The 20,558-nt window shown below is 66.1% G+C and carries 18 protein-coding genes; 9 read left to right on the forward strand and 9 right to left on the reverse strand.

Translation table 11 applies throughout. The annotated features are described in order from the left end of the window. Window positions 1-1,386, reverse strand: a complete 1,386-nt coding sequence (locus tag F0A16_RS09660) for a GntP family permease (protein ID WP_149435176.1) — start codon at window positions 1,384-1,386, stop codon at window positions 1-3. Window positions 1,387-1,656: 270 nt separating this feature from the next. Here F0A16_RS09660 and F0A16_RS09665 point away from each other — a divergent pair, with 270 nt between their 5' ends. Further along, entirely contained in the window at window positions 1,657-2,082 is a 426-nt protein-coding gene (locus F0A16_RS09665) for a hotdog fold thioesterase (protein WP_149435177.1), read from the forward strand. Window positions 2,083-2,122: 40 nt separating this feature from the next. On the opposite strand, the gene F0A16_RS09670 is transcribed toward F0A16_RS09665, so the two are convergent. Beyond that, entirely contained in the window at window positions 2,123-2,467 is a 345-nt protein-coding gene (locus F0A16_RS09670) for a winged helix-turn-helix transcriptional regulator (RefSeq protein WP_239023778.1), read from the reverse strand. A gap of 101 nt (window positions 2,468-2,568) precedes the next feature. On the opposite strand from F0A16_RS09670, the gene F0A16_RS09675 reads away from it, so the two are divergent. Next, on the forward strand, window positions 2,569-3,303 hold the full coding sequence (locus tag F0A16_RS09675; protein ID WP_149435179.1) for an SDR family NAD(P)-dependent oxidoreductase: 735 nt from the start codon (window positions 2,569-2,571) through the stop codon (window positions 3,301-3,303). A gap of 86 nt (window positions 3,304-3,389) precedes the next feature. Here F0A16_RS09675 and F0A16_RS09680 read toward each other — a convergent pair whose 3' ends face one another. The 6 genes from F0A16_RS09680 to F0A16_RS09705 form a co-directional block, all read right to left on the reverse strand. Beyond that, window positions 3,390-5,138 carry an AMP-binding protein gene (locus F0A16_RS09680; RefSeq protein ID WP_149435180.1) on the reverse strand — a complete coding sequence of 583 codons (1,749 nt, stop codon included), beginning with the start codon at window positions 5,136-5,138 and terminating at the stop codon, window positions 3,390-3,392. A 60-nt stretch (window positions 5,139-5,198) separates the two neighbouring features. Next, complete coding sequence (locus F0A16_RS09685; protein ID WP_149435181.1) at window positions 5,199-6,389, reverse strand: acetyl-CoA C-acyltransferase; 1,191 nt, start codon at window positions 6,387-6,389, stop codon at window positions 5,199-5,201. Between the two features lie 189 nt (window positions 6,390-6,578). Beyond that, a complete protein-coding gene (locus F0A16_RS09690; RefSeq protein WP_149435182.1) occupies window positions 6,579-7,349 on the reverse strand; it encodes an SDR family NAD(P)-dependent oxidoreductase in 771 nt (256 codons plus the stop codon). Next, window positions 7,336-8,499, reverse strand: coding sequence for an enoyl-CoA hydratase/isomerase family protein (locus F0A16_RS09695; RefSeq protein WP_149435183.1), 1,164 nt, complete (start codon window positions 8,497-8,499; stop codon window positions 7,336-7,338). The genes F0A16_RS09690 and F0A16_RS09695 overlap by 14 nt, the downstream gene beginning before the upstream one ends. After that, window positions 8,496-9,380, reverse strand: a complete 885-nt coding sequence (locus F0A16_RS09700) for an enoyl-CoA hydratase (protein ID WP_149435184.1) — start codon at window positions 9,378-9,380, stop codon at window positions 8,496-8,498. The genes F0A16_RS09695 and F0A16_RS09700 overlap by 4 nt, the downstream gene beginning before the upstream one ends. Further along, window positions 9,377-10,543 carry an acyl-CoA dehydrogenase family protein gene (locus tag F0A16_RS09705; protein ID WP_149435315.1) on the reverse strand — a complete coding sequence of 389 codons (1,167 nt, stop codon included), beginning with the start codon at window positions 10,541-10,543 and terminating at the stop codon, window positions 9,377-9,379. Before F0A16_RS09705 ends, F0A16_RS09700 begins: the two co-directional genes overlap by 4 nt. A 290-nt stretch (window positions 10,544-10,833) precedes the next feature. On the opposite strand from F0A16_RS09705, the gene F0A16_RS09710 reads away from it, so the two are divergent. From F0A16_RS09710 to F0A16_RS09730, 5 genes are all read left to right on the forward strand, one after another. Continuing rightward, window positions 10,834-12,042 (forward strand): thiamine pyrophosphate-dependent dehydrogenase E1 component subunit alpha, encoded by a 1,209-nt coding sequence (locus tag F0A16_RS09710; protein ID WP_149435185.1) that lies wholly within the window; start codon window positions 10,834-10,836, stop codon window positions 12,040-12,042. Further along, complete coding sequence (locus F0A16_RS09715; protein ID WP_149435186.1) at window positions 12,039-13,016, forward strand: alpha-ketoacid dehydrogenase subunit beta; 978 nt, start codon at window positions 12,039-12,041, stop codon at window positions 13,014-13,016. Before F0A16_RS09710 ends, F0A16_RS09715 begins: the two co-directional genes overlap by 4 nt. 13 nt (window positions 13,017-13,029) lie before the next feature. Continuing rightward, window positions 13,030-14,727: a dihydrolipoyllysine-residue acetyltransferase gene (locus F0A16_RS09720; protein ID WP_149435187.1), complete on the forward strand. Its 1,698-nt coding sequence runs from the start codon at window positions 13,030-13,032 to the stop codon at window positions 14,725-14,727. Window positions 14,728-14,923: 196 nt separating this feature from the next. After that, window positions 14,924-16,732, forward strand: coding sequence for a protein kinase domain-containing protein (locus F0A16_RS09725; protein ID WP_149435188.1), 1,809 nt, complete (start codon window positions 14,924-14,926; stop codon window positions 16,730-16,732). Between the two features lie 225 nt (window positions 16,733-16,957). Then, a complete protein-coding gene (locus F0A16_RS09730; protein WP_149435189.1) occupies window positions 16,958-18,304 on the forward strand; it encodes a sodium-dependent transporter in 1,347 nt (448 codons plus the stop codon). A gap of 143 nt (window positions 18,305-18,447) precedes the next feature. On the opposite strand, the gene F0A16_RS09735 is transcribed toward F0A16_RS09730, so the two are convergent. Further along, on the reverse strand, window positions 18,448-18,636 hold the full coding sequence (locus F0A16_RS09735) for a PA3496 family putative envelope integrity protein (RefSeq protein ID WP_149435190.1): 189 nt from the start codon (window positions 18,634-18,636) through the stop codon (window positions 18,448-18,450). 216 nt (window positions 18,637-18,852) lie between these two features. Here F0A16_RS09735 and hexR point away from each other — a divergent pair, with 216 nt between their 5' ends. Both hexR and imuA read left to right on the forward strand, forming a co-directional pair. After that, window positions 18,853-19,710 carry a transcriptional regulator HexR gene (gene hexR / locus F0A16_RS09740; RefSeq protein WP_149435191.1) on the forward strand — a complete coding sequence of 286 codons (858 nt, stop codon included), beginning with the start codon at window positions 18,853-18,855 and terminating at the stop codon, window positions 19,708-19,710. 232 nt (window positions 19,711-19,942) lie between these two features. Next, on the forward strand, window positions 19,943-20,554 hold the full coding sequence (imuA, locus tag F0A16_RS09745) for a translesion DNA synthesis-associated protein ImuA (protein WP_149435192.1): 612 nt from the start codon (window positions 19,943-19,945) through the stop codon (window positions 20,552-20,554). Window positions 20,555-20,558: the final 4 nt, after the last annotated feature.

Raw genomic sequence — 20,558 nt, forward strand, 5'->3', positions numbered from 1 at the left:
TCAAAAACTCCCGAACAGGGTGCCCAGGGTGATCACCGCGACCAGCGTGATCATCGGCACCACGATGGTGACCATGGCGATGTTGGGATAGGACTGGCGGTGGGTGAGGCCGCAGATCGCCAGCAGCGTGATCACCGCGCCGGAGTGAGGCAGCGTGTCCATGCCGCCGGCGGCGATGGTGGCGACCCGGTGCAGCAGTTCGGGGTTGAGACCGACCGCGTTGGCCATGCGCAGGTAGTCGTCGCCGAGCACGCTGAGCGCGATGCTCATGCCGCCGGAGGAGGAACCGGTGATGGCGGCCAGCACGTTCATCGACACCGCCTCGGAGATCAGCGGGTTGCCGGGGGCGAGGCCGAGCACCGCATCGCGGATGACCACGAAGCCGGCCAGGCTGGCGATCACCGCGCCGTAACCCACTTCGGAGGCGGTGTTGAACACCGGCAGCATCGAGCCGAAACAGCCCTTGTTGATGGTCTCCTTGAGGTCCGCCCAGTGCCGCCAGCGGGTGACGACCAGCCAGGCGCAGGAGATCAGCAGTGCGATGATGATCGCCCACAGCCCGAGCATCGAGTTGGGGTCGAGGGCGCCGAAGCGCGCTTCCGGCAGCTGCGAGAAATCGAGGCTCGGCAGAATCCAGTAGGTCAGCAGGCCGTTGAGCAGGATCACCATCACCAGCGGCGTGAAGGCAGCGACGGTACCGATGACGGGTACCTCGGCGATGTCTATCTTCTCGTTGGGGTGATGGCCGTAGTCCTCGCCCTGGCGCATCGCCTTGCTGGCGCGGGACTGCAGCCACCAGGTGCCAAGCCCCAGCATCAGACAGCCGGCGATGATGCCGAGGCCCGGCGCGGCGAAACTGGTGGTCTGGAAGAACGGAATCGGGATCGCGTTCTGGATCGCGGGCGTCCCCGGCAGCGCGGTCATGGTGAAGGTGAACGAACCCAGCGCGATGGCACCGGGGATCAGCCGCTTGGGCGTGCCGGTCTCGCGGAACAACGCCGCCCCGATGGGGAAGACCGCGAACGCCACCACGAACAGCGACACGCCGCCGTAGGTCAGGATGGCGCAGGCCAGCACCACGGTCAGCACCACGTGGCGGGTGCCGAGACGCTTGATGATCCAGTTGGCGATGGCATGCGCGGCGCCGGAATCGGCCATCAACTGGCCAAACAGGGCGCCGAGGATGAACAGCGGGAAGAACTTGATCAGATAGCCGCCGAGTGCACTCATGAAGGTGTCGGTGTAGATCGGCAGCAGCAGCCCGGCTTCCCCGGACAGCAGCACCGCCAGCGACGCCATCAGCGGTGCCAGCAGCAGCACGGTGATGCCGCGATAGGCGAGGACGATCAGCAGGATCAGCGAGACAACGATAGCCAGTGTGCTCATGGGTCGATGGCCTTGGTCGGAGCTCCGTCACCATGACGGGTAGCGAGAGCATTGTTGTGAATGGACGTTGCTGAAAACGAGGGTTTCTGTGGATAAGTAGTGGGTAAGTCCCGGTAAGGGTGTGAATAAGCACGCCTGCCCGATTCGGGACCACGTCGAGACGAGATGACGATAGGTATTGATTAACGTTAACGTCAACGTGTTAATACGAGAACTAGCCTAAAGAGGGAGGCGTCGCCTCCTTCATTGTTATCACCGGAGACCCCTGCCATGCCGATCTGGAAACGCGAATCATCCCTGGAGGCGCTCGAAGCCGAGTGCCGCGACACGCTGGTCGCGCATATCGGTATCGAGTTCACCGAGCTGGGTGACGACTGCCTGCGCGGACGCATGCCGGTGGATGCGCGCACCCACCAGCCCTACGGCCTGCTCCACGGCGGCGCCTCGGTGGTGCTGGCGGAGACGCTGGGCAGCATTGCGGCGAACCTTTGCCTGGCCGACGAGAGCAAGATGGCGGTGGGCCTGGAGATCAACGCCAACCACGTGCGCGCGGTGCGCCAGGGCTGGGTCGAGGGGTGCGCCCGGCCGCTGCATATCGGTGGCACCACCCAGCTGTGGGAGATCCGCATCGAGGACGAGCGCGGCCGGCTGGTGTGCATGTCGCGGCTGACCATGGCGGTGGTCAATCGGGGCTGACTCACTGACGCCGCCAACGCAGAGCCGAACGCGCGGGTTGCTACGCTTCGCGCTGTTCCAGCATGGCGGCGATCGTCTCGGTGTGTTGATCTCCCCAACTGCACAGTGGCCTGAGCGCTTCGCACAGGCTGTGGCCAAGCGGCGTCAGTGCGTAATCCACGCGGGGAGGAATCTCCCCGTGATCCGTCCGCGACACGACGCCATCCCGCTCCAGCATCTTGAGCTGCTGAATCAGCATCTTGTGACTGATGCCACGGACGCTGCGCTTCAGTTCGCCGTAGCGCAGTGAGCCACCCGCCAGGAAGTGGAGGATAAGCGGCTTCCACTTGCCGCCCACGACGTGGAGCGTGGCGTCGAGGCCACAGATGAAAGGCGAGGGTGCCAAGGTTTTCTCGTTCATTTTGATACTTACCAAAAGGTGCATACTTGTAGAAAAGAATGTTAATTCTTAACCTGCCTCCTTCTCAATACCAGGAGTGCAGACGGATGGGTAAGCTACAGGGAAAGACCGCCGTGATCACCGGCGGCGCATCGGGCATCGGCCTGGCCACGGCGAAGCGCTTCACGGCGGAGGGGGCGTTCGTCTATCTCTTCGGGCGCAGACAGGAAGCGCTCGACGCGGCAGTGGCCGAACTCGGCTCCCATGCGCGTGCCGTCCGGGGCGACGTCACGAAATCGGCAGATCTCGATCGCCTGTTCTCGGCGGTGAAATCCGAAAGGGGCAGTCTCGATATCCTGTTCGCGAACGCCGGGGTCGGTGAGCTGGTGGCCCTCGGTGCGATCACACCCGAGCATTTCGACCATACTTTCGATATCAACGTCAGGGGAACGCTGTTCACGGTGCAAAAAGCGCTGCCTTTGATGCCAGCCGGCAGTTCGATCATTCTGACGGGGTCAACGGTGGGCGTGACAGGAACGCCGGCAATGAGCGTCTACAGCGCCTCCAAGGCGGCCGTTCGCAACCTCGCCAGGAGTTGGGCCCTGGATCTCCGAGGCAGCGGTATTCGGGTTAATGTGCTCTCTCCCGGCCTGACGGAGACGGACACAGTGAAAGGGCTACTGAACGACGACATCCTCACCGGCCAGATGCAGGCAACGCCACTTGGACGGATGGGGGATCCCGCCGAAACGGCTGCGGTAGCCGCGTTTCTCGCCTCCAGTGACAGTAGCTACATGACTGGTGGCGAAGTCTTCGTCGATGGCGGCTACGCCCAGGTATAGCGTCATCATCGAGTGCGATCATCATGGGATGGCAATCCGACGGGGTTGGCTGCCTGGATCGCAGTGCGAGACGACTTGACGGTTGATCAGGCCGTGTCCGATGGCGACTCCAACCCCAGTTCGTGACTGGTGGCCTGGCGCATCCGGAATTTCTGCACCTTGCCGCTGACGGTCATCGGGAATTCGTCGACGAACCGGACGTAGCGCGGGATCTTGTGGTGGTCGATACGGTCACGGCAGTAGTCGCGGATCGCCTCCTCGTCGAGCTCGGCGCCTTCCACCAGCCGGACCCATACCGCCACCGCCTCACCGTACCTGTGGTCCGGCACGCCGAACACCTGGGCGTCGGAGATCGCCGGGTGGGTGTAGAGAAACTCCTCGATCTCGCGCGGGTAGAGGTTCTCGCCGCCGCGGATGATCATGTCCTTGATGCGTCCGGTGATGGCGACGAAGCCGTCGTCGTCCATCATTGCCAGGTCGCCGCTGTGCATCCAGCCCTGCGCATCGATCGACTGGTGGGTGGCTGCGTCGTTGTCCCAGTAGCCGAGCATCACGCTGTAGCCGCGGGTGCAAAGTTCGCCGCTGGTGCCGCGCGGGACCACCTGGTCGCTGGCTGGGTCGACGATCTTCACCTCCAGGTGTGGGTGAATGGTGCCGACGGTGGCCACGCGCTTGGCCAACGGGGCGTCAGGCCGGGTCTGCAGGCTCACCGGACTGGTCTCGGTCATGCCGTAGGCGATGGTGACGTCCTGCATGTGCATGCGCTCGATCACCCGCTTCATCACCTCGATGGGGCAGTTGGAACCGGCCATGATGCCGGTGCGCAGGCTGGAGAGATCGAAGCGCGCGAACTCGGGATGCTCGAGTTCGGCGATGAACATCGTCGGCACGCCATAGAGCGCCTGGGCGCGCTCGGCTTCCACCGCGCGCAGCGTCGCCTCGGGGTCGAAACCGTCGTTGGGATAGATCGCGGTGGCGCGGTGCGACAGGCACGCCAGATTGCCCATCACCATGCCGAAGCAGTGATAGAGCGGTACCGGGATCACCACCCGCTCGCCGGGGTGCAGATTCATCCCGCCACCGACGAAGTAACCGTTGTTGAGAATGTTGTGATGGGTCAGCGTCACCCCCTTGGGCGCGCCGGTGGTGCCGGAGGTGTACTGGATGTTGATCGGATCGTCGAACTGCAATTCGGCCTGCCGCTTCGCCAACCGCTCGGCGGAGATGCCGTCGGCGAGGGTAGCCAGCTCGTTCCAGTGCCACATGCCTGGTGTGGCGAGTTCAGGGTCGAGACAGACCACCTGCCTGAGTCGGGGCAGGCTAGCGCAGTCGAGTCGGCGCTGCTCGTCGATGGGGACGTCGCGTAGCTCCGGGGCGAGCTGGCAGAGGATATCGACGTAATGTGACTTGATCTCGCCGCTGGCCCGATAGGCGCCCTGCAGTACCAGGACGGACAGGCCGGACTGGGTGAGCGCGTGTTCGAGTTCGTGGGCGCGATAGCTCGGGTTGAGATCGACCAGGATCGCGCCGATCTTGGCCGTCGCCAGCTGGGTAAGCGCCCACTCCGCACAGTTGAGCGACCAGATGCCGACCCGGTCGCCGCGCTCGACCCCCAGCGCCAGCAGGGCGCGGGCGATGCGGTCGGCCTCCGCGCGCAGCTCGGCGTAGGTGTAGCGCAGATTCTGATGGCAGCTCACCAGCGCCTCGCGGTCGGGGCAGTCGCTGGCGGCGGCGTCGAGGCAGTCGCCGATGGTCAGGCCCAGCAGTGGCCGGTCGCTGGTGCCACTGACGTAGCTGGGTTGGTGGCTGTGGTTGGCGCTGGCAGGCCCGGTCATCGTCATATCTCCCCTGAAGTGGATGTCGTGCGGCAGGGATGCCGGCACTCGCGTCTGCGGCTACGCGAGCCGTTCGATGCCGACCGCCGTGGCCTCGCCGCCGCCGATACAGATCGCCGCCACGCCCCGGGTCAGGCCGTGATGGGTGAGCGCGTTGAGCAGCGTGACCAGAATCCGTGCGCCGGAGGCGCCGATCGGGTGGCCCAGGGCGCAAGCGCCGCCGTGCACGTTGACCCGCTCGTGGTCGAGATCGAGTTCTCGCATCGCCGCCATTGCCACCACCGCGAAGGCTTCGTTGATCTCGTAGAGATCGACGCTCTCTCGCGTCCAGCCGAGGCGCTGGTAGAGCTTGCGCACGGCGTGGATCGGCGCCACCGGAAAGTCGCCCGGGCGCATGGCGTGGCTGGCGTGGCCGTGGAGGCGCGCCAGCGGGGTCAGCCCCTGGCGCTCGGCCTCGCGCTGGCGCATCAGTACCAGCGCCGCGGCGCCATCGGAGATCGAGCTCGAGTTGGCGGCGGTGACGCTGCCGCCGTCGCGAAAGGCGGGCTTGAGCTGGGGGATGCGCTCGAGATTGGCCTTGTGGGGCTGTTCGTCCTGGTCGACCCGGCGGGTGTCGCGGCCGGCGGGGGCGTCGAGGGCGACGATCTCCTTGGCAAAGACGCCGCTCTCGATCGCCTGGCGGGCGCGGGTCAGCGAGGCGATGGCGTAGGCATCCTGGGCCTCGCGGCCGAAGCCGAAGGCCTGGGCGCACGCCTCGGCGTAGGTGCCCATCAGCCGCCCTGGCTCGTAGGCGTCCTCGAGCCCGTCGAGGAACATGTGATCGAGCACCTGGGCATGCCCCATGCGCAGCCCTGTCCGCGCCTTGGGCAGCAGGTAGGGGGCGTTGCTCATGCTCTCCATGCCGCCGGCGATGGCGTGGGCTGCGTGACCCAGCGACAGCGTGTCGAACGTCTGCATCACCGCCTTCATGCCGGAGCCGCACATCTTGTTGACGGTGGTGCAGGGCGTCGACTCGGCCAGGCCCGCGCCGAGTGCCGCCTGGCGCGCCGGCGCCTGGCCCTGCCCGGCGGGGAGCACGCAGCCCATGATCAGCTCGTCGAGGCTGTCGGGCGCCAGCCGGGCCTGTTCGAGGGCGCCGCGAATCGCCGTCGCACCCAGCTGCGGGCAGGCAAGCCCGCCCAGGGCGCCCTGGAAGGCGCCCATCGGCGTGCGCTTGGCGCCGACGATGACGATCGGGTCTGGGGTGTTCATAGTCTGCTCTCCCATACTGGTGAGGGATCGATGCTCAGAGGGTGTTTACAAAATGCCTGCGCTCGACAATACGGCGTTGAAATCGACCTCAAAATACTCATTTACCCCTTGTAAACTCCGCTTTTTCGGCCGATTTCGCCTTGTCTTGTCTTCGCTCGTCGAATTTGTAAACACCCTCTCAGTCGTTTTTCACCGCGCACTCATGCGAATGCCGCCATCGAGACGAATCACCTCGCCATTGAGATAGCGGTTCTCCAGGATCTGGCAGGCCAGCGCGGCGTACTCCTCGGCGTGGCCCATGCGCGGCGGGAACGGCACCTTGGCGTTGAGGCTCTCGCGCACCTCCTCAGGCATGCCCTGCATCATGGCGGTGTCGAAGATGCCGGGGGCGATCGCCATCACCCGGATGCCCGAGCTGGCCAGCTCGCGGGCGGCGGGCAGGGTCAGCCCGACCACGCCGGCCTTGGAGGCGGCGTAGGCGGCCTGGCCGATCTGGCCCTCGAAGGCGGCCACCGAGGCGGTGTTGATCACCACCCCGCGCTCGCCGTCGTCCTCCGTCGCCGGGTTCTCCTGCATCGCCGCCACCGCCAGGCGCAGCATGTTGAAGGTGCCGATCAGATTGATGTCGACCACCCGGCGGAAGCGTTCGAGGTCGTGCACGCCGCGCTTGCCGTGGATCTTCTCCGCCGGCGCCACTCCGGCGCAGTTGATCAGCCCATGGAGGGCGCCGAAGTGGTCGCGGGTGGCGGCGATCACCCGCTCGGCATCCGCCGCCTGGGTGACATCGGCGGTCACCGCCAGGGCGTTCGCCCCCAGTGACTCGGCCTGGGTCCGCGCCGCCGTCTCATCATGGTCGGCCAGGGTCACGCAGGCCCCGGCCGCGATCAGCCGCTGGGCGGTGGCGGCGCCCAGCCCGGAGCCGCCGCCGGTGACGATGAAGGTGCGTTCAGTCAGTTGCATGAGTCGGTTCCTTCTCTGCAGGCCGATCGGCGAGATCCCGCAGGGGATGACCATCACGATCCCACGAGGAAACGAAGCAGGCCGCGATATCGGCGCCGAGCACTTCGCCGTGGGCGTGCTGCCATCGGGGATTCTTGTCCTTGTCGATCAGCAGTGCCCGGACACCTTCGCCGAGATCGCCGTGGGCGGCACAGGCCAGCGACAGATCCAGCTCGCTACGCAGCGTTTCGGCCAGCGATACGCGCCGGCAGCGGGCCAGCTGGCGTAGGATCAGCCGCGCCGAGAGCGGCGAGCCGGCGGCTAGGTTGCGCGCGGCACGGGCGATCCAGGGGTCGTCGCTGTCGCCGGCGGCGATGATGTTGTCGATCAGCGCTTCGTCGCTGTCGGCGTCGGTCAGCGCGGCGATTGCCTCCTGCCGCGGTGCGACCTCGGCGGCCGGGGCGAGCTCGCGGCTCGCCGCGGCGTGGGCGCGCAGCACCCGTTCGAGTGCCGGGCGCGGGCGGGACCAGTCGGCATCGAGCAGGTCGTCGATCACCGCGTCGCGGCGCTCGGCGTCAATAAGACGGTCGGCGAGACCGACGAACAGGGCGTCGCTGGCGTTGAGGCGGGCGCCGGTCAGGCCGAGGAAGGTGCCGCTGGCCCCCGGCATGCGGTTCAGGAACCAGCTGGCGCCCACGTCCGGATAGAGGCCGATGGTGATCTCCGGCATCGCCAGCATCGAGCGCGGCGTCACCACCCGGTGCGAGGCGCCGGCCATGAGGCCGATACCGCCGCCCATGACGATGCCGTCGCCCCAGGCGACGATGGGCTTGGGGTAGGCGTGCAGGGCGTGGTCGAGGCGGTACTCGTGGGTGAAGTAGCGTGCCACGAAGCCATCCGCGGCCTCCGGGTCACGGCCGGTGTGGCCTTCGGCGATGGCGCGATGGAGGGCAACCACGTCGCCGCCGGCGCAGAACGCCTTGTCGCCGGCACCCTCCAGCCACAGGGCGACCACCGTCGGGTCTTTGGCCCAGGCGTCGATCTGCACCTGGATGGCATCGATCATCGCCAGCGACAGCGCGTTGAGGCTCTTGGGGGCATCGAGGGTGATGCGTCCGAGGCGGTGGCCGTCGGCGGTGGCCAGGGTATCGAAGCGCACGGGCTCGCTCATGCCTGGTCTCCGTCGCGGCTGTCGTCGCCTGCGCCCGGGGTCGGGTTCTCGCGCCAGCGCGGCGGGCGCTTGTCGAGGAAGGCGCCGATGCCCTCGCCCGGGGCGGCGGTGTCGAACAGTTCCATGAACAGCTCGCGCTCCATGCGGTAGCCGTGGGGCAGGCCGTGGTCGCGGGCGTTCATGATCAGGCGCTTGCAGCGGTCCAGGGCTTGCGGGCTCTGGCCGGTGCTGCGCTCGGCCAGTTCGAGCGCGCTGGCGAAAGCCTGGCCAGCGTCGACCAGCTCCTCGACCAGGCCGATGGTCAGGGCGCGCTCGGCGTCGATGCGCTCGCCGCACAGAATCATGCGCTTGGCCCAGCCCTCGCCCACCAGCCACGGCAGGTGCTGGGTGCCGCCGGCGCAGGGCAGCAGCCCCACCTTGGCCTCCGGCAGTGCCAGCTGCGCCTGACGCTCGGCGATGCGGATGTCGCAGGCCAGCGCGCACTCCAGCCCACCGCCCATGGCGTAGCCGTTGATCGCGGCGATGGTGACCCCGGGGTAGGCGCTCAGGGTCTCGAAGGCGCGCCCGAAGCGGGTCGCCATCTCCAGCGCGGTGGCCTTGCCCTCGGTGAAGCGCTTGAGGTCGGCCCCGGCGGAGAAGAACTTGTCGCCGGCGCCGGTGATCACCAGCGCCGGCGGCTGGGGCTCGGCCGCCAGCACGTCGAGATGGTCGGCGAGTGCCGTCAGCGAGCCTTCGTGCCAGGTGTTGGCGGGCGGGTTGTCGATGGTCAGCACGGCGATGGCGCCGTGGCGCTCCAGGCGCAGGCCGTCGGCCGACGGCGTCTCTCTTGGCGTCTCTTGCGGCGTCGCGCCCGGCTGGGGGGCGGTGTGACGGTCGGTCATGTCGAGATCTCCAGGTCGTCCTTGTCGAGCAGGCGGCGGGCGATCACCAGGCGCATGATCTCGTTGGTGCCTTCGAGAATCTGGTGCACCCGGCAGTCGCGAACGTGGCGCTCCAGCGGGTAGTCGCGCAGGTAGCCGTAGCCGCCGTGGAGCTGCAGGGCCTCGTTGCAGATGGCGAAGCCCTGGTCGGTGGCGAAGCGCTTGGCCATGGCGCAGTAGAGCGTGGCGTCGGGGTCGCCGCGGTCGAGCTTGCTCGCCGCCAGACGCACCATCTGGCGCGCGGCGACGAGCTGGGTGGCCATGTCGGCGAGCTTGAACTGCAGCGCCTGGAAGCTGGCCAGCGGACGGCCGAACTGCTGGCGCTCGTTCAGGTAGCGGTGGGCGGTGGTGAGCGCGGCCTGGGCGGTGCCGACGGAGCAGGTGGCGATGTTGATGCGTCCGCCGTCGAGGGCGCGCATGGCGATACGGAAGCCCTCGCCCTCCTCGCCGAGACGATGATCCGCCGGCACGCGCACGCCGTCGAAGCTGATCGCCCGGGTGGGCTGGCTATTCCAGCCCATCTTCTCCTCCTTCTTGCCGTAGTCGATACCCGCCGTGTCCGCTGGCACGGCGAAGGCGGAGATGCCGTCGGCGCCGCTGTCCGGTGCGCCGGTGCGGGCCATCACCACCAGCAACTGGGTATCGCCGGCGCCGGAGATGAACATCTTGTTGCCGTCGATCACGTAGGCGTCGCCGTCGCGGTGCGCGCGGGTGCGCAGCGAGGCGGCATCGGAGCCGGCGTTGGGCTCGGTGAGGCAGTAGGAGCCCAGCGTCTCGCCGGCGAGCATCGGCGGCAGCCAGGTCTCTCGGACCGCGTCGCCGGCGTAGCTGGCCAGGATCCAGTTGACCATGTTGTGAATGGTCAGAAAGGCGGTGGTGGAGGTGCAGCCCTGGGCCAGCTCCTCAATGATCAGGGTCGAATCGAGCCGGCTCAGGCCCAGCCCGCCGGCGGCCTCCGGGGTGTACAGGCCGCAGAAGCCGAGTTCGCCGGCCTGGCGTATCGTCTCCACCGGAAAGATGCTTTGGGCATCCCATTCGGCGGCGTAGGGCGCCAGCTCGCGGCGCGAGAACTGGCGTGCCGCTTCCCGGTAGGCCTGCTGGTCGTCGTTGAGTTCGAAGTCCATGGGTAACGGAATTCCCTCGGTGGCCGCGCCGGAGAGACTGCGCGGGCGGGTGGGCCCGCGAGGCATGCAGGGCGCCGCGGCGTCGATGTGCCTGACAAGGCGTTTGGCGTGCCGGATCGGGTAGCCGGTACGCCTCGTTGCTCTGTTCTAGCGATGCCCTCCGGGGCGGGACAATAGGACCTAGTGCTAAACGACCAAGGTAGGATGGCGACGAGTTGACATTAACGTCAAGGTCAGGTGTTGAAAGCCGCTCATAAGGCGTTCCGAATTCTCGGCCCAGGAAGCGTCACATGAAGACGACCCGATCCACGGCAAAACCCGTCCACAAGCCGGTCTTTGCCAATGGCGACGATATCCAGATTCCCGTATTCACGCTGCTCAAGCCGGATGGCACCGCTTATGCCGGGGCGGGCAAGCCAACGCTCGACGAAGCGACCGCGCGGCGCGTCTACCGCGCCATGCTCTACACCCGCGTGCTCGACGAGCGCATGATGGCGGCCCAGCGACAGGGGCGGCTCAGTTTCTACATGCAGTGCACCGGCGAGGAGGCCGCGGTGGTCGGCAGTACGGCGGCGCTGGACGACGCCGACATGATCATGGCCCAGTACCGCGAGCAGGGAGCGCTGGCCTATCGCGGCTTCACCACCGACGAGTTCATGAACCAGCTGTTCGGCAACGAGCGCGATACAGCTCACGGTCGCCAGATGCCGATCCACTACGGCTCGCGGGATCTCCACTACCTGACGATCTCCTCGCCGCTGGCGACCCAGATTCCCCAGGCCACCGGCTACGCCTACGGTCAGAAGCTGGCCGGCCAGGGCCACTGCACGCTGGCGATCTTCGGCGAGGGCGCGGCCTCGGAAGGGGATTTCCATGCGGCGCTCAACATGGCCTCGGTGCACAAGGTGCCGGTGATCTTCCTGTGCCGCAACAACGGCTACGCCATCTCGACCCCGGTCACCGAGCAGTTTGCCGGCGACGGGGTCGCTGCCCGCGCCTTCGGCTATCGCATGCAGTCGATCCGGGTCGATGGCAACGACATCCTGGCGGTATTCGAAGCGACCCGCGAGGCCCGGCGGCTGGCGGTGGAGCACAACGAACCGGTGCTGATCGAGGCGATGACCTATCGGCTGGCGGCTCACTCCTCCTCCGACGACCCGTCCGGCTATCGCAGCAAGAAGGAGGAGGAGGCGTGGCACAAGAAGGATCCGCTGCGCCGGATGCAGCGTTGGCTGATCGATCGTGGCTGGTGGACCGAGGACGAAGAGCGCGAGCTGACCGAGTCGCTGCGCCGTGAGGTGCTCGACGGCATGAAGCAGGCCGAGAAGCGTCGCCCACCGGCGCTGGCCACGCTGATCAGCGATGTCTACGCCGAGACTCCCCCGCTGCTGCGCGAGCAGCTCGAGACGTTGAAAGCGCATATCGTCCGTCACCCCGAGGCCTATCCCAGGAGTGCGCCGTGGCTGGATGACAGCACCGAGAAGGAGGGCCAGGCATGAGTCGGATGAATCTGCTCCAGGCCGTCAATAACGCGCTGGATACCGCCATGGCCTCGGATGACCGGGTGCTCTGCTTCGGCGAGGATGTGGGGGTGTTCGGCGGCGTGTTCCGCGCCACCAGCCACCTGCAGGAGAAGTACGGCCGCGAGCGCTGCTTCAACACCCCGCTGGTGGAGCAGGGTATCGTCGGCTTCGCCAACGGTCTGGCCGCCCAGGGCTCGGTGCCGGTGGCCGAGATCCAGTTTGCCGACTACATCTTCCCCGCCTTCGATCAACTGGTGAACGAGACCGCCAAGTTCCGCTATCGCTCCGGCAGCCTGTTCGATGTCGGCGGCCTGACCGTGCGCGCGCCCTACGGCGGCGGCATCGCCGGTGGCCACTACCATTCGCAATCGCCGGAGGCCTATTTCGCCCACACGCCGGGGCTGACCGTGGTGGTGCCGCGCAATCCGCACCAGGCCAAGGGGCTGTTGCTGGCCTCGATCCGTTCGCCGGACCCGGTGCTCTTCTTCGAGCCCAAGCGCCTCTATCGTGCGTCGGTGGGCGAGGTGCCCGACGACGATTACGAACTGCCGCTGCGCCAGGCGGAGGTGGTCCAGGAGGGCAGCGACATCACGCTGCTGGCCTGGGGGGCGCAGATGGAGGTGATCGAACAGGCCGCCGACATGGCCGGGAAGGAGGGCGTCTCCTGCGAGCTGATCGATCTTCGCACCATCGTGCCGTGGGATGTCGAGACCGTGGTCGAATCGGTGCTCAAGACCGGACGGTTGATCGTCAGTCACGAGGCGCCGCTGACCGGCGGATTCGCCGCCGAGGTCGCCGCCACCATCCAGAACCGCTGTTTCCTCTATCTGGAGTCGCCGATCGAGCGCGTCACCGGGCTCGATACGCCGTTCCCGCTGACGCTCGAGAAAGAGTACATGCCGGGGCCGTTGAAGGTGCTCGACGCCATCCACCGCACGATGGATTTCTAGGAGAGGAGGCGAGATGAGCGATTTCCTGCTGCCCGATATCGGCGAAGGCATCGTCGAGTGCGAAGTGGTGAAGTGGCTGGTCAGCGAGGGCGATACCATCGCCGAGGACCAGCCTGTCGCCGAGGTGACCACCGACAAGGCCCTGGTGGAGATCCCCGCTCCCGAGGCCGGGCGCGTCACGCGGCTCTATGTCCGCGAAGGGGAGACGGCCCGGGTCCACGCGCCGCTGTTCGCCATCGAGAGCGTCGACGAGCGCGCCCGGTCCGACGCTGGCGCTCGATCCAACCATGACTCCCGATCCGACCACGATGCTCGGCCACCTGAACCGATCGCCGCCACGCCCGAAGACGAAGCCCCGCAGCCGCCCGGACCGGAAGCCGGGGAGACGGAACCGGCGGCATCGAAGGATTTCATACTGCCCGACCTGGGCGAAGGGATCGTCGAGTGCGAGGTGGTGGCCTGGCGTGTCGAGGAGGGCGACGAGATCGCCGAGGATCAGCCGGTGGTCGAGGTCAGCACCGACAAGGCGGTGATGGAGATCACCGCCCCGGAGGCGGGGCGGCTGGTGCGGCGGTATTGCCAGCTCGACGAGGTTGCCAGGGTGCACTCGCCGCTGTTCGCGTACGTGCCCCAGGCCAGCGGCAGCACTGACGAATGCAGCGATACCGACGCCATGGCGACCGGCACTGTTCCACGTGAAACCCACGCCGAGCCCCACCCGGCCCCGGCTCATCGCGTGGATAGCGGGGCCGAGTCGCGGTCAGCCGCCCGCTCGGCGCGGGATGACGCCGGCCGGAGACGCATCCCCGCCAGCCCGGCGGTACGCCGGCGGGTGCGCGAGCTCGGGGTCCGTCTCGAGGAGATTCCCGGTAGCGGCAAGGATGGCCGGGTGCTCAAGGAGGATGTGCTGGCGTTTCGGCAGCAACAGGAAAAGCAGGAGCAGCGCCCCAGGCAGGCCGAAGCGGCGGACCATCGGCTCACGACGGCTGCCGATGCTGCCTCCAGCGGCGAACGCGTCGAGCCGCTTCGCGGCGTACGTGCCGTGATGGCCAGGCGGATGAGCGAAGCGGCGTCGACGATTCCGCATTTTGCCTACGGCGACGAGTTCGACGTCACCGAGCTGCTGGCGTTGCGGGAGCGCCTGAAGGGCGATTTCGAGGCGCGCGACGAGCGGCTGACGCTGATGCCGCTGCTGATGAAGGCGCTGGCCCTGGCGGTGATGGAGTTTCCCTTGCTCAACTGCCGGCTCAATGCGGCAGCCGATGCCATCCACTACCAGGACGGCTGCCATGTCGGCATGGCGGTGGACAGCGCCAACGGCCTGCTGGTGCCCAACGTCAAGCATGTCGAGCGGCTTAGCCTACGCGAAGTGGCGAGCGAAGTGGAGCGCCTGACCCGGGCCGCTCGCGACGGACGGGTCGAACCGGCCGATCTCAAGGGCGGCACCATCAGCATCTCCAACATCGGCGTGCTGGGCGGCACCCATGCCATGCCGATCATCAACGCGCCGGAGGTGGCGATCGTCGCCCTCGGCCGCGTCCAGCGGCTGCCGCGCTTCGATGCCGAGGGGCGGGTAGTGGCGCGCTCGATCATGACCGTGACCTGGTCCGGCGACCACCGGGTGCTGGATGGCGGCACCATGGCGCGTTTCTGCAATCGCTGGAAGGGGTATCTGGAGGCACCGGAAACCATGCTTGCCGACCTGCGCTAGGGACCGCTGGAAAACTGGCTGCGCTCGATCAACCATTGTTGAAAATCGGCTCAATATGCTCATTGACAACCCGGTCAACTCCGCTATTTCGCCAATTTTCGCCGCGTTTGATCTTCGCTCGCCGACTTTTCGAGCGGCCCCTTGCATCGGGCGATACAGCCAATGACCTGAACCTAAACCATGAGTGCCATAGCCTATGGGGGCGGAATCGACGGAGCTGCAGCAGTTCTATATCCCCGAGGAGCAGTCGGTCTATCTGCTCAGCCAGAGCCAGGCGCGGCAGCTGCGCGAGTGGATCGAGCGCTGCCGCCGCCAGCTCGCCCAGGTCGGCTATCGCGAGGTCGAGCTGGTCGGCAAGGGGGCCTACGGCTTCGTCTTCGCGGGCATCGATGGCGCCGGCGACAGCCACGTGTTCAAGTTCACCCGCCAGAACCTGCCGCAGTCGTTCCACGAGCGCCTCGAGGAGGAGGCGTTCATGCTCGAGCAGGTGGATCATCCCCGCGTTCCCAAACTGATCGCCTACCGCACCCTGCGCCATCAGGCGATGCTGGTGATGGCGCGCGCGCCGGGTATCAACCTGGAGGAGTTCTCGCTGCGCGAAGGTCGTCTGGCGCCGCGCCTGGTGATCAAGATCGCGGCGCAGCTGGCGGATATCCTGCGCACGCTGCGCCGAGAGTCCGCCGAGGGGCGACTCGTGGTGCACGGGGATATCAAGCCCTCGAACCTGATGTTCGATGCACGAACCGAACAGATCGCGCTGATCGACTGGGGCTCGTCGGTCTTTGCCCAGCTCGATGCCGAGGGCCAGTTCCTGTCGCGCAACGTGATGGAGCTGATGTCCGCCGACCTGCAGCACACCAACGCCCGCATGGGTGATGTGTACTACATCGGCGAGGAGCAGCTCGAGGGCGCGCTGTCGTCGCCGCGCTTCGACGAGCAGGGCGTCGCCGCGACCCTCTATGCGCTCGCCACCGCGCAATCCAGCCGCTTCGGTCGCGAGACGATCCCGGCCACCTCGCTGGGGTTGCCGATCGAGTTCGCCCGGGTGCTGGATGCGATGTTGAGCGAGGATCCCGCGCTGCGTCGCCGGGCCGGAGACTACTTTCTCCAGCACATGCCGCGGATTGCCCGCACGATCCTGCGGGAGACTGCGGCATCGCCGGAAACTCCGCTGGTGCCGGTGTGGGTGCGCTCGCTGGAGCAGGAGATCGAGACGGTTGTCTACAGCTCGCGCAAGGCGTTCCTGCGTGACGACCACCGTCAGGACGACGAGCGCAACGACACCCTGAGCGCTGTCAACGATGTTCAGCTCGATCGCTACTACAAGCACTTCATGCAGGGCATGGGCGATCTCGAGAAAGCGTTCCTGGTAGCGGTGGGGCGACTGGGTAAGTATCCGGTGGTGGGCGGTCTGGCGGTGCGCTGGAGCGACACCGGCGTCGAACTCGACACGATCCTTAGCCTCAACGAACCGTCGTTCCGGACGGCCTTCGTCGCGGCGGTGAACAACATGGTCACTCTGGCCCGCGCGATCCGCCGACGCGATGGCGTGTTCAAGGCGTGCCTGTTCAACGCCCGGCGTACCCTCCACGTCGACCGCGACGATGCCGCTCGGCCGTTCGTGCCCGACGCGGCCTGCGCGATTCCCTACGAGGTCAGCCCGACGCCGGAGCTGGAAGACGCCAGCCGCGAACACTCCTACTTCGAGGACGGTCCGGATCCCGAGGAGTTCCTGCGGCTACCGCCGGTGATGATCGAGGCGCTGTCGCGACTCAATGCCATCCATCACACCGGGATGATCATCTTCGAGGCGTTGCCGACCCACCTGAAGATCCACAGCTACTACCGCCTGCTCGATCCGGCCCGGGAGGACGAGTTTCGCGACTGCCTGGAGACGCTGCTGGTGGCGGTACCGCAGATCGACGGGCTGGGCGTTTCCGGCTACATGAAGATGCCCTACAAGAACACGCGACATTTCGCGCATCGAACGCGGCTTTCCGAATAGCGGGGAGTGAGTCGTCCGTGCCCGGTAGCGAGCATGGTGCATTCTGCGCAACCTTTGCGTTTTCGGGACGCTTTACACCTATTTTGGACGGTTTCAAGGAGGAAAAAGGGAAGAAACGGGTTCGAGCCGTTATAATTCGCGCGGACAAGAGAAGCCCGTCCGCGTGCCTGGCGCCGTCACGGGGCGCTGCGGGTTTCCGACAACAGCAATACTGATGGTGAATTCATGGCCAAACAATCCCATACCCATGCGCAGTGGTCCTCCCGTACGGCCTTCGTTCTGGCAGCGACCGGTTCGGCCGTGGGACTCGGTAATATCTGGAAGTTCCCCTACATGGTGGGCGACAGCGGCGGCGCCGTCTTCGTGCTCGTCTACTTGGTCTGCATCGCGTTGATCGGTCTGCCGATCCTGGTTTCCGAATGGCTGCTGGGCCGACGTGGGCAGTCCAACCCGATCAACACCATGCAGAAGCTCGGCCGCGATTCGAAGCTCTCGCCGGACTGGGTGCTGGTGGGGATCGCCGGTGTGCTGGGCTCGTTTCTGATCCTCTCTTTCTACAGCGTGGTGGGCGGTTGGTCGCTCAACTATACCTGGAGCACGCTGACCGGCGACCTTGGTCAGTCCAGCGGCGTCAGCGTGGGTGACTACTTCACCACCCTGCTGGGTCAGCCGGGCACGCTGCTGTTCTGGCACACGCTGTTCATGCTGGTCACCTTCGGTATCGTCGCAGGTGGCGTCAAGGGGGGCCTGGAGCGCGCGGCCAAGTGGCTGATGCCGCTGCTGATCGTGGCGCTGGTCGTGCTGATCGGCTTCGGCATGTCAACCTCGGGCTTTGGTCAGGCGGCCGAGTTCATGTTCTCGCCCGACTGGAGCAAGCTCAACGGTGGTGTCATTCTCGCTGCGCTGGGACACGCCTTCTTCACGCTGTCGCTGGGCATGGGGATCATGATGGCCTACGGCTCCTACCTGGGTCAGGAGGTCGATCTGATCAAGACCGCGCGCACCGTGGTGATTCTGGATACGGTCATCGCGCTCGGCGCCGGCATGGCGATCTTTCCGGTGGTGTTCGCCAACGGCCTGGATCCGAGCGCCGGACCGGGGCTGCTATTCGTGACCCTGCCGCTGGCCTTCATCGACATGCCCTGGGGGTTGGCGTTCGGTACGATTTTCTTCGCGCTGCTGACCGTGGCCGCGGTGACCTCGGCGATCTCGCTGCTGGAGCCGGTGACGGAATTCCTGGAGGAGCGCACCCCGCTGTCGCGTGTTGCCTCGGCTTTCGTCGCGGCGCTTGCGACCTGGGCGCTGGGTATTGCCGCGCTGCTGGCGTTCAACGTCTGGTCCGGCTTCCAACCGTTCGGCTTCAACGTCTTCGACCTGCTCGACGCGCTCACCAGCAAGCTGATGCTACCGCTGACGGGGTTGGCCGCGATCGTCTTCACGGCGTGGTTCCTGGATAGTGAAGGCGTCAAGCAGGAACTGGGGTTGGGGCCGAAAGGGCGCGTGCTGTGGCACTATGTATCGCGTTATGTTGCGCCAATCGGCGTGGTCGTGGTGTTTTTCAATAGCTTATAACGGACCCCGCCACGTCTCGAGGCGTGATGGGTGCTTCCCCGTCGGAGAGGGTTCCGGTGGGGCAGGCAGCGGCCGTTGTCCTAGGGCAACGGCCGCTGATCGTTGGGGCGGGGGCTTCGGCCGACCGGGTGCTATTCGGGCAGCTATTCAGGTAATTCTGCGATCTCTTCCGCCAACTGGCGCTTCTCCTGGCGCTGCTCGATGCCGCGCCGGGCCTTGAGATATCGCACGGCTGCCCTGCGCTTGCGCCGCTCGTGCTCGCTGACTTCCAACGTCATGAAAATATCGAGAATTTCGCTCTTCAGGGTGTGAAGATGTTCGATGTCCTTCATTGATCGAATCTCCTGGCATCCTCGGAACTGTCGGTTTCGCGCCCGACATGCATACTATACTCAACTTTACAAGACAATGACGATCCACTTTTTTCATGCTTTCAACGCGCCGTGTCGGCGTGTTCCGCCAGCCCGACTCGGGCATACTAGGTTTCGAACTCCTGATCGAAATCCAAAGAAGCGAGACCGCCTGATGTCGCCATTCGAGGGCCAGCCATGAGTCGTTCGCTGTTCGATGAATTGCGCGTTCACATGGATCGTCTGCGTCGTTCCGAGCAGAAGGTGGCGCGCTTCGTGCTGCGCAATCCGGAAGAGGTGATCCTGATGCGGATCACCGATCTGGCCAGCGAGGCGCAGGTCAGCGAGCCTACGGTAGTGCGCTTCTGCCGCGCCATGGGCATGGCCGGGTTCCAGGAGTTCAAGCTGAAGCTGGCGCAGATGATGGCCAAGGGCAGCCAGTACGCCCAGTTCACCATGAACGATGGCGACAGCGTGGCCGAGTTCTCCCATGGCATCTTCGACAGCACCATCGAGACGCTGGAGCGGGTTCGTGATGGCCTGGACAACGAGGCGCTGGGCAAGGCGATCGCCGCGCTGGCGGTCGCCAACCGGGTCGAGTTCTACGGTTACGGCGCCTCGGGGGTGGTCGCGGCCGACGCCCAGCACAAGTTCTTCCGCCTGCAAATCCAGACTTCCGCTTACTCCGATCCGCACATGCAGGCGATGTCCGCCGCCACGCTGAAGGCGGGCGACGTGGTGGTGGCGATCTCCCAGACCGGCCGCACCCGGGCGCTGATCGCCAGTGCCAAGACCGCCGTCAAGGCCGGTGCCACCGTGATTGGCCTGTGCCCCAGCGATTCACCGCTGGCTCGCGAGGTGACCCTGTCGTTGCCGGTGGATGTCCAGGAAGATACCGAGGTCTACATTCCGATGACCTCGCGCATCGCCCACCTTTTGACCATCGACGTGCTCGCCGTCGGCGTGGCCAAGAACCGTGGCCCGCAGATCACCGATCAGCTCAAGGCGATCAAACGCAGCCTCGGTTCGCTGAGAGTCTCCAACAGCGTTTCCTGATTTTTCTGCCAACACCTCGCATTGTCTGCGATAAACCTGTGGATTTTCACGAGAGCCATGCTTTCGAGGGCGGGTTTTTGGACTCCATAATACTGTATATATAGACAGTAATCGGGGTTGTGAGCGACACTGAAGACATCGATTCTTTATATCTGGTCGTCGCCATGTCTCTTCATCACGCTTTCCATCACTTCGGCATACCGGCTTCGCGATCCTGCGGGAGAGTGTGGCGATGAGCGGTCTGGAGTCGCTGCTCGACAGCCGCCAGGTCTGGCGTGCCCAGACCGGCGTCGATAGTGATCGTGGCGAGGCGGTTGCCAGCGGGCACGCCGAACTCGATGCGCTCCTGCCGGGTGGTGGTTGGCCTTCGGCCGCGATCAGCGAGCTGCTGTCGGCCGGCGCCGGCAATGGGGAACTGGCCCTGCTATGGCCGGTGCTCTCGCGAATGACACGGGAAGGCAGGCCGATAGTGCTGGTTTCGCCACCGGGGGCGCCGTACCCGGCGGCGTGGCGTCGTGCGGGGGTGGTACTGGAGCAGTGTCACTGGTTGGACGTGCAAGGGCGCGAGGCGCTCTGGGCGACGGAGCAGTGTTTGCGCGCCGGCTGTTGTGGGGCGGTCGTGGCCTGGCTGCCGCAGGTCAATAATCGTCTCATGCGCCGGTTGCAGGTGGCGGCGGCAAGCGGGAACACGCTGGCCTTCGTTCATCGACCGCTGGCGAAAGTGACCGAGGCATCGCCGGCGCCGCTGCGGCTGCGGCTGCACCGGCATGCCGAGCTGGAAATCCTCAAGTGTCGCGGCGGCTTTGCACCTTCGCGGCGGATCGCCTTCGGCGGCGGGACGTGACCAC

The organism is Salinicola corii (genome assembly GCF_008298015.1).
Lineage (GTDB): Bacteria > Pseudomonadota > Gammaproteobacteria > Pseudomonadales > Halomonadaceae > Salinicola > Salinicola corii.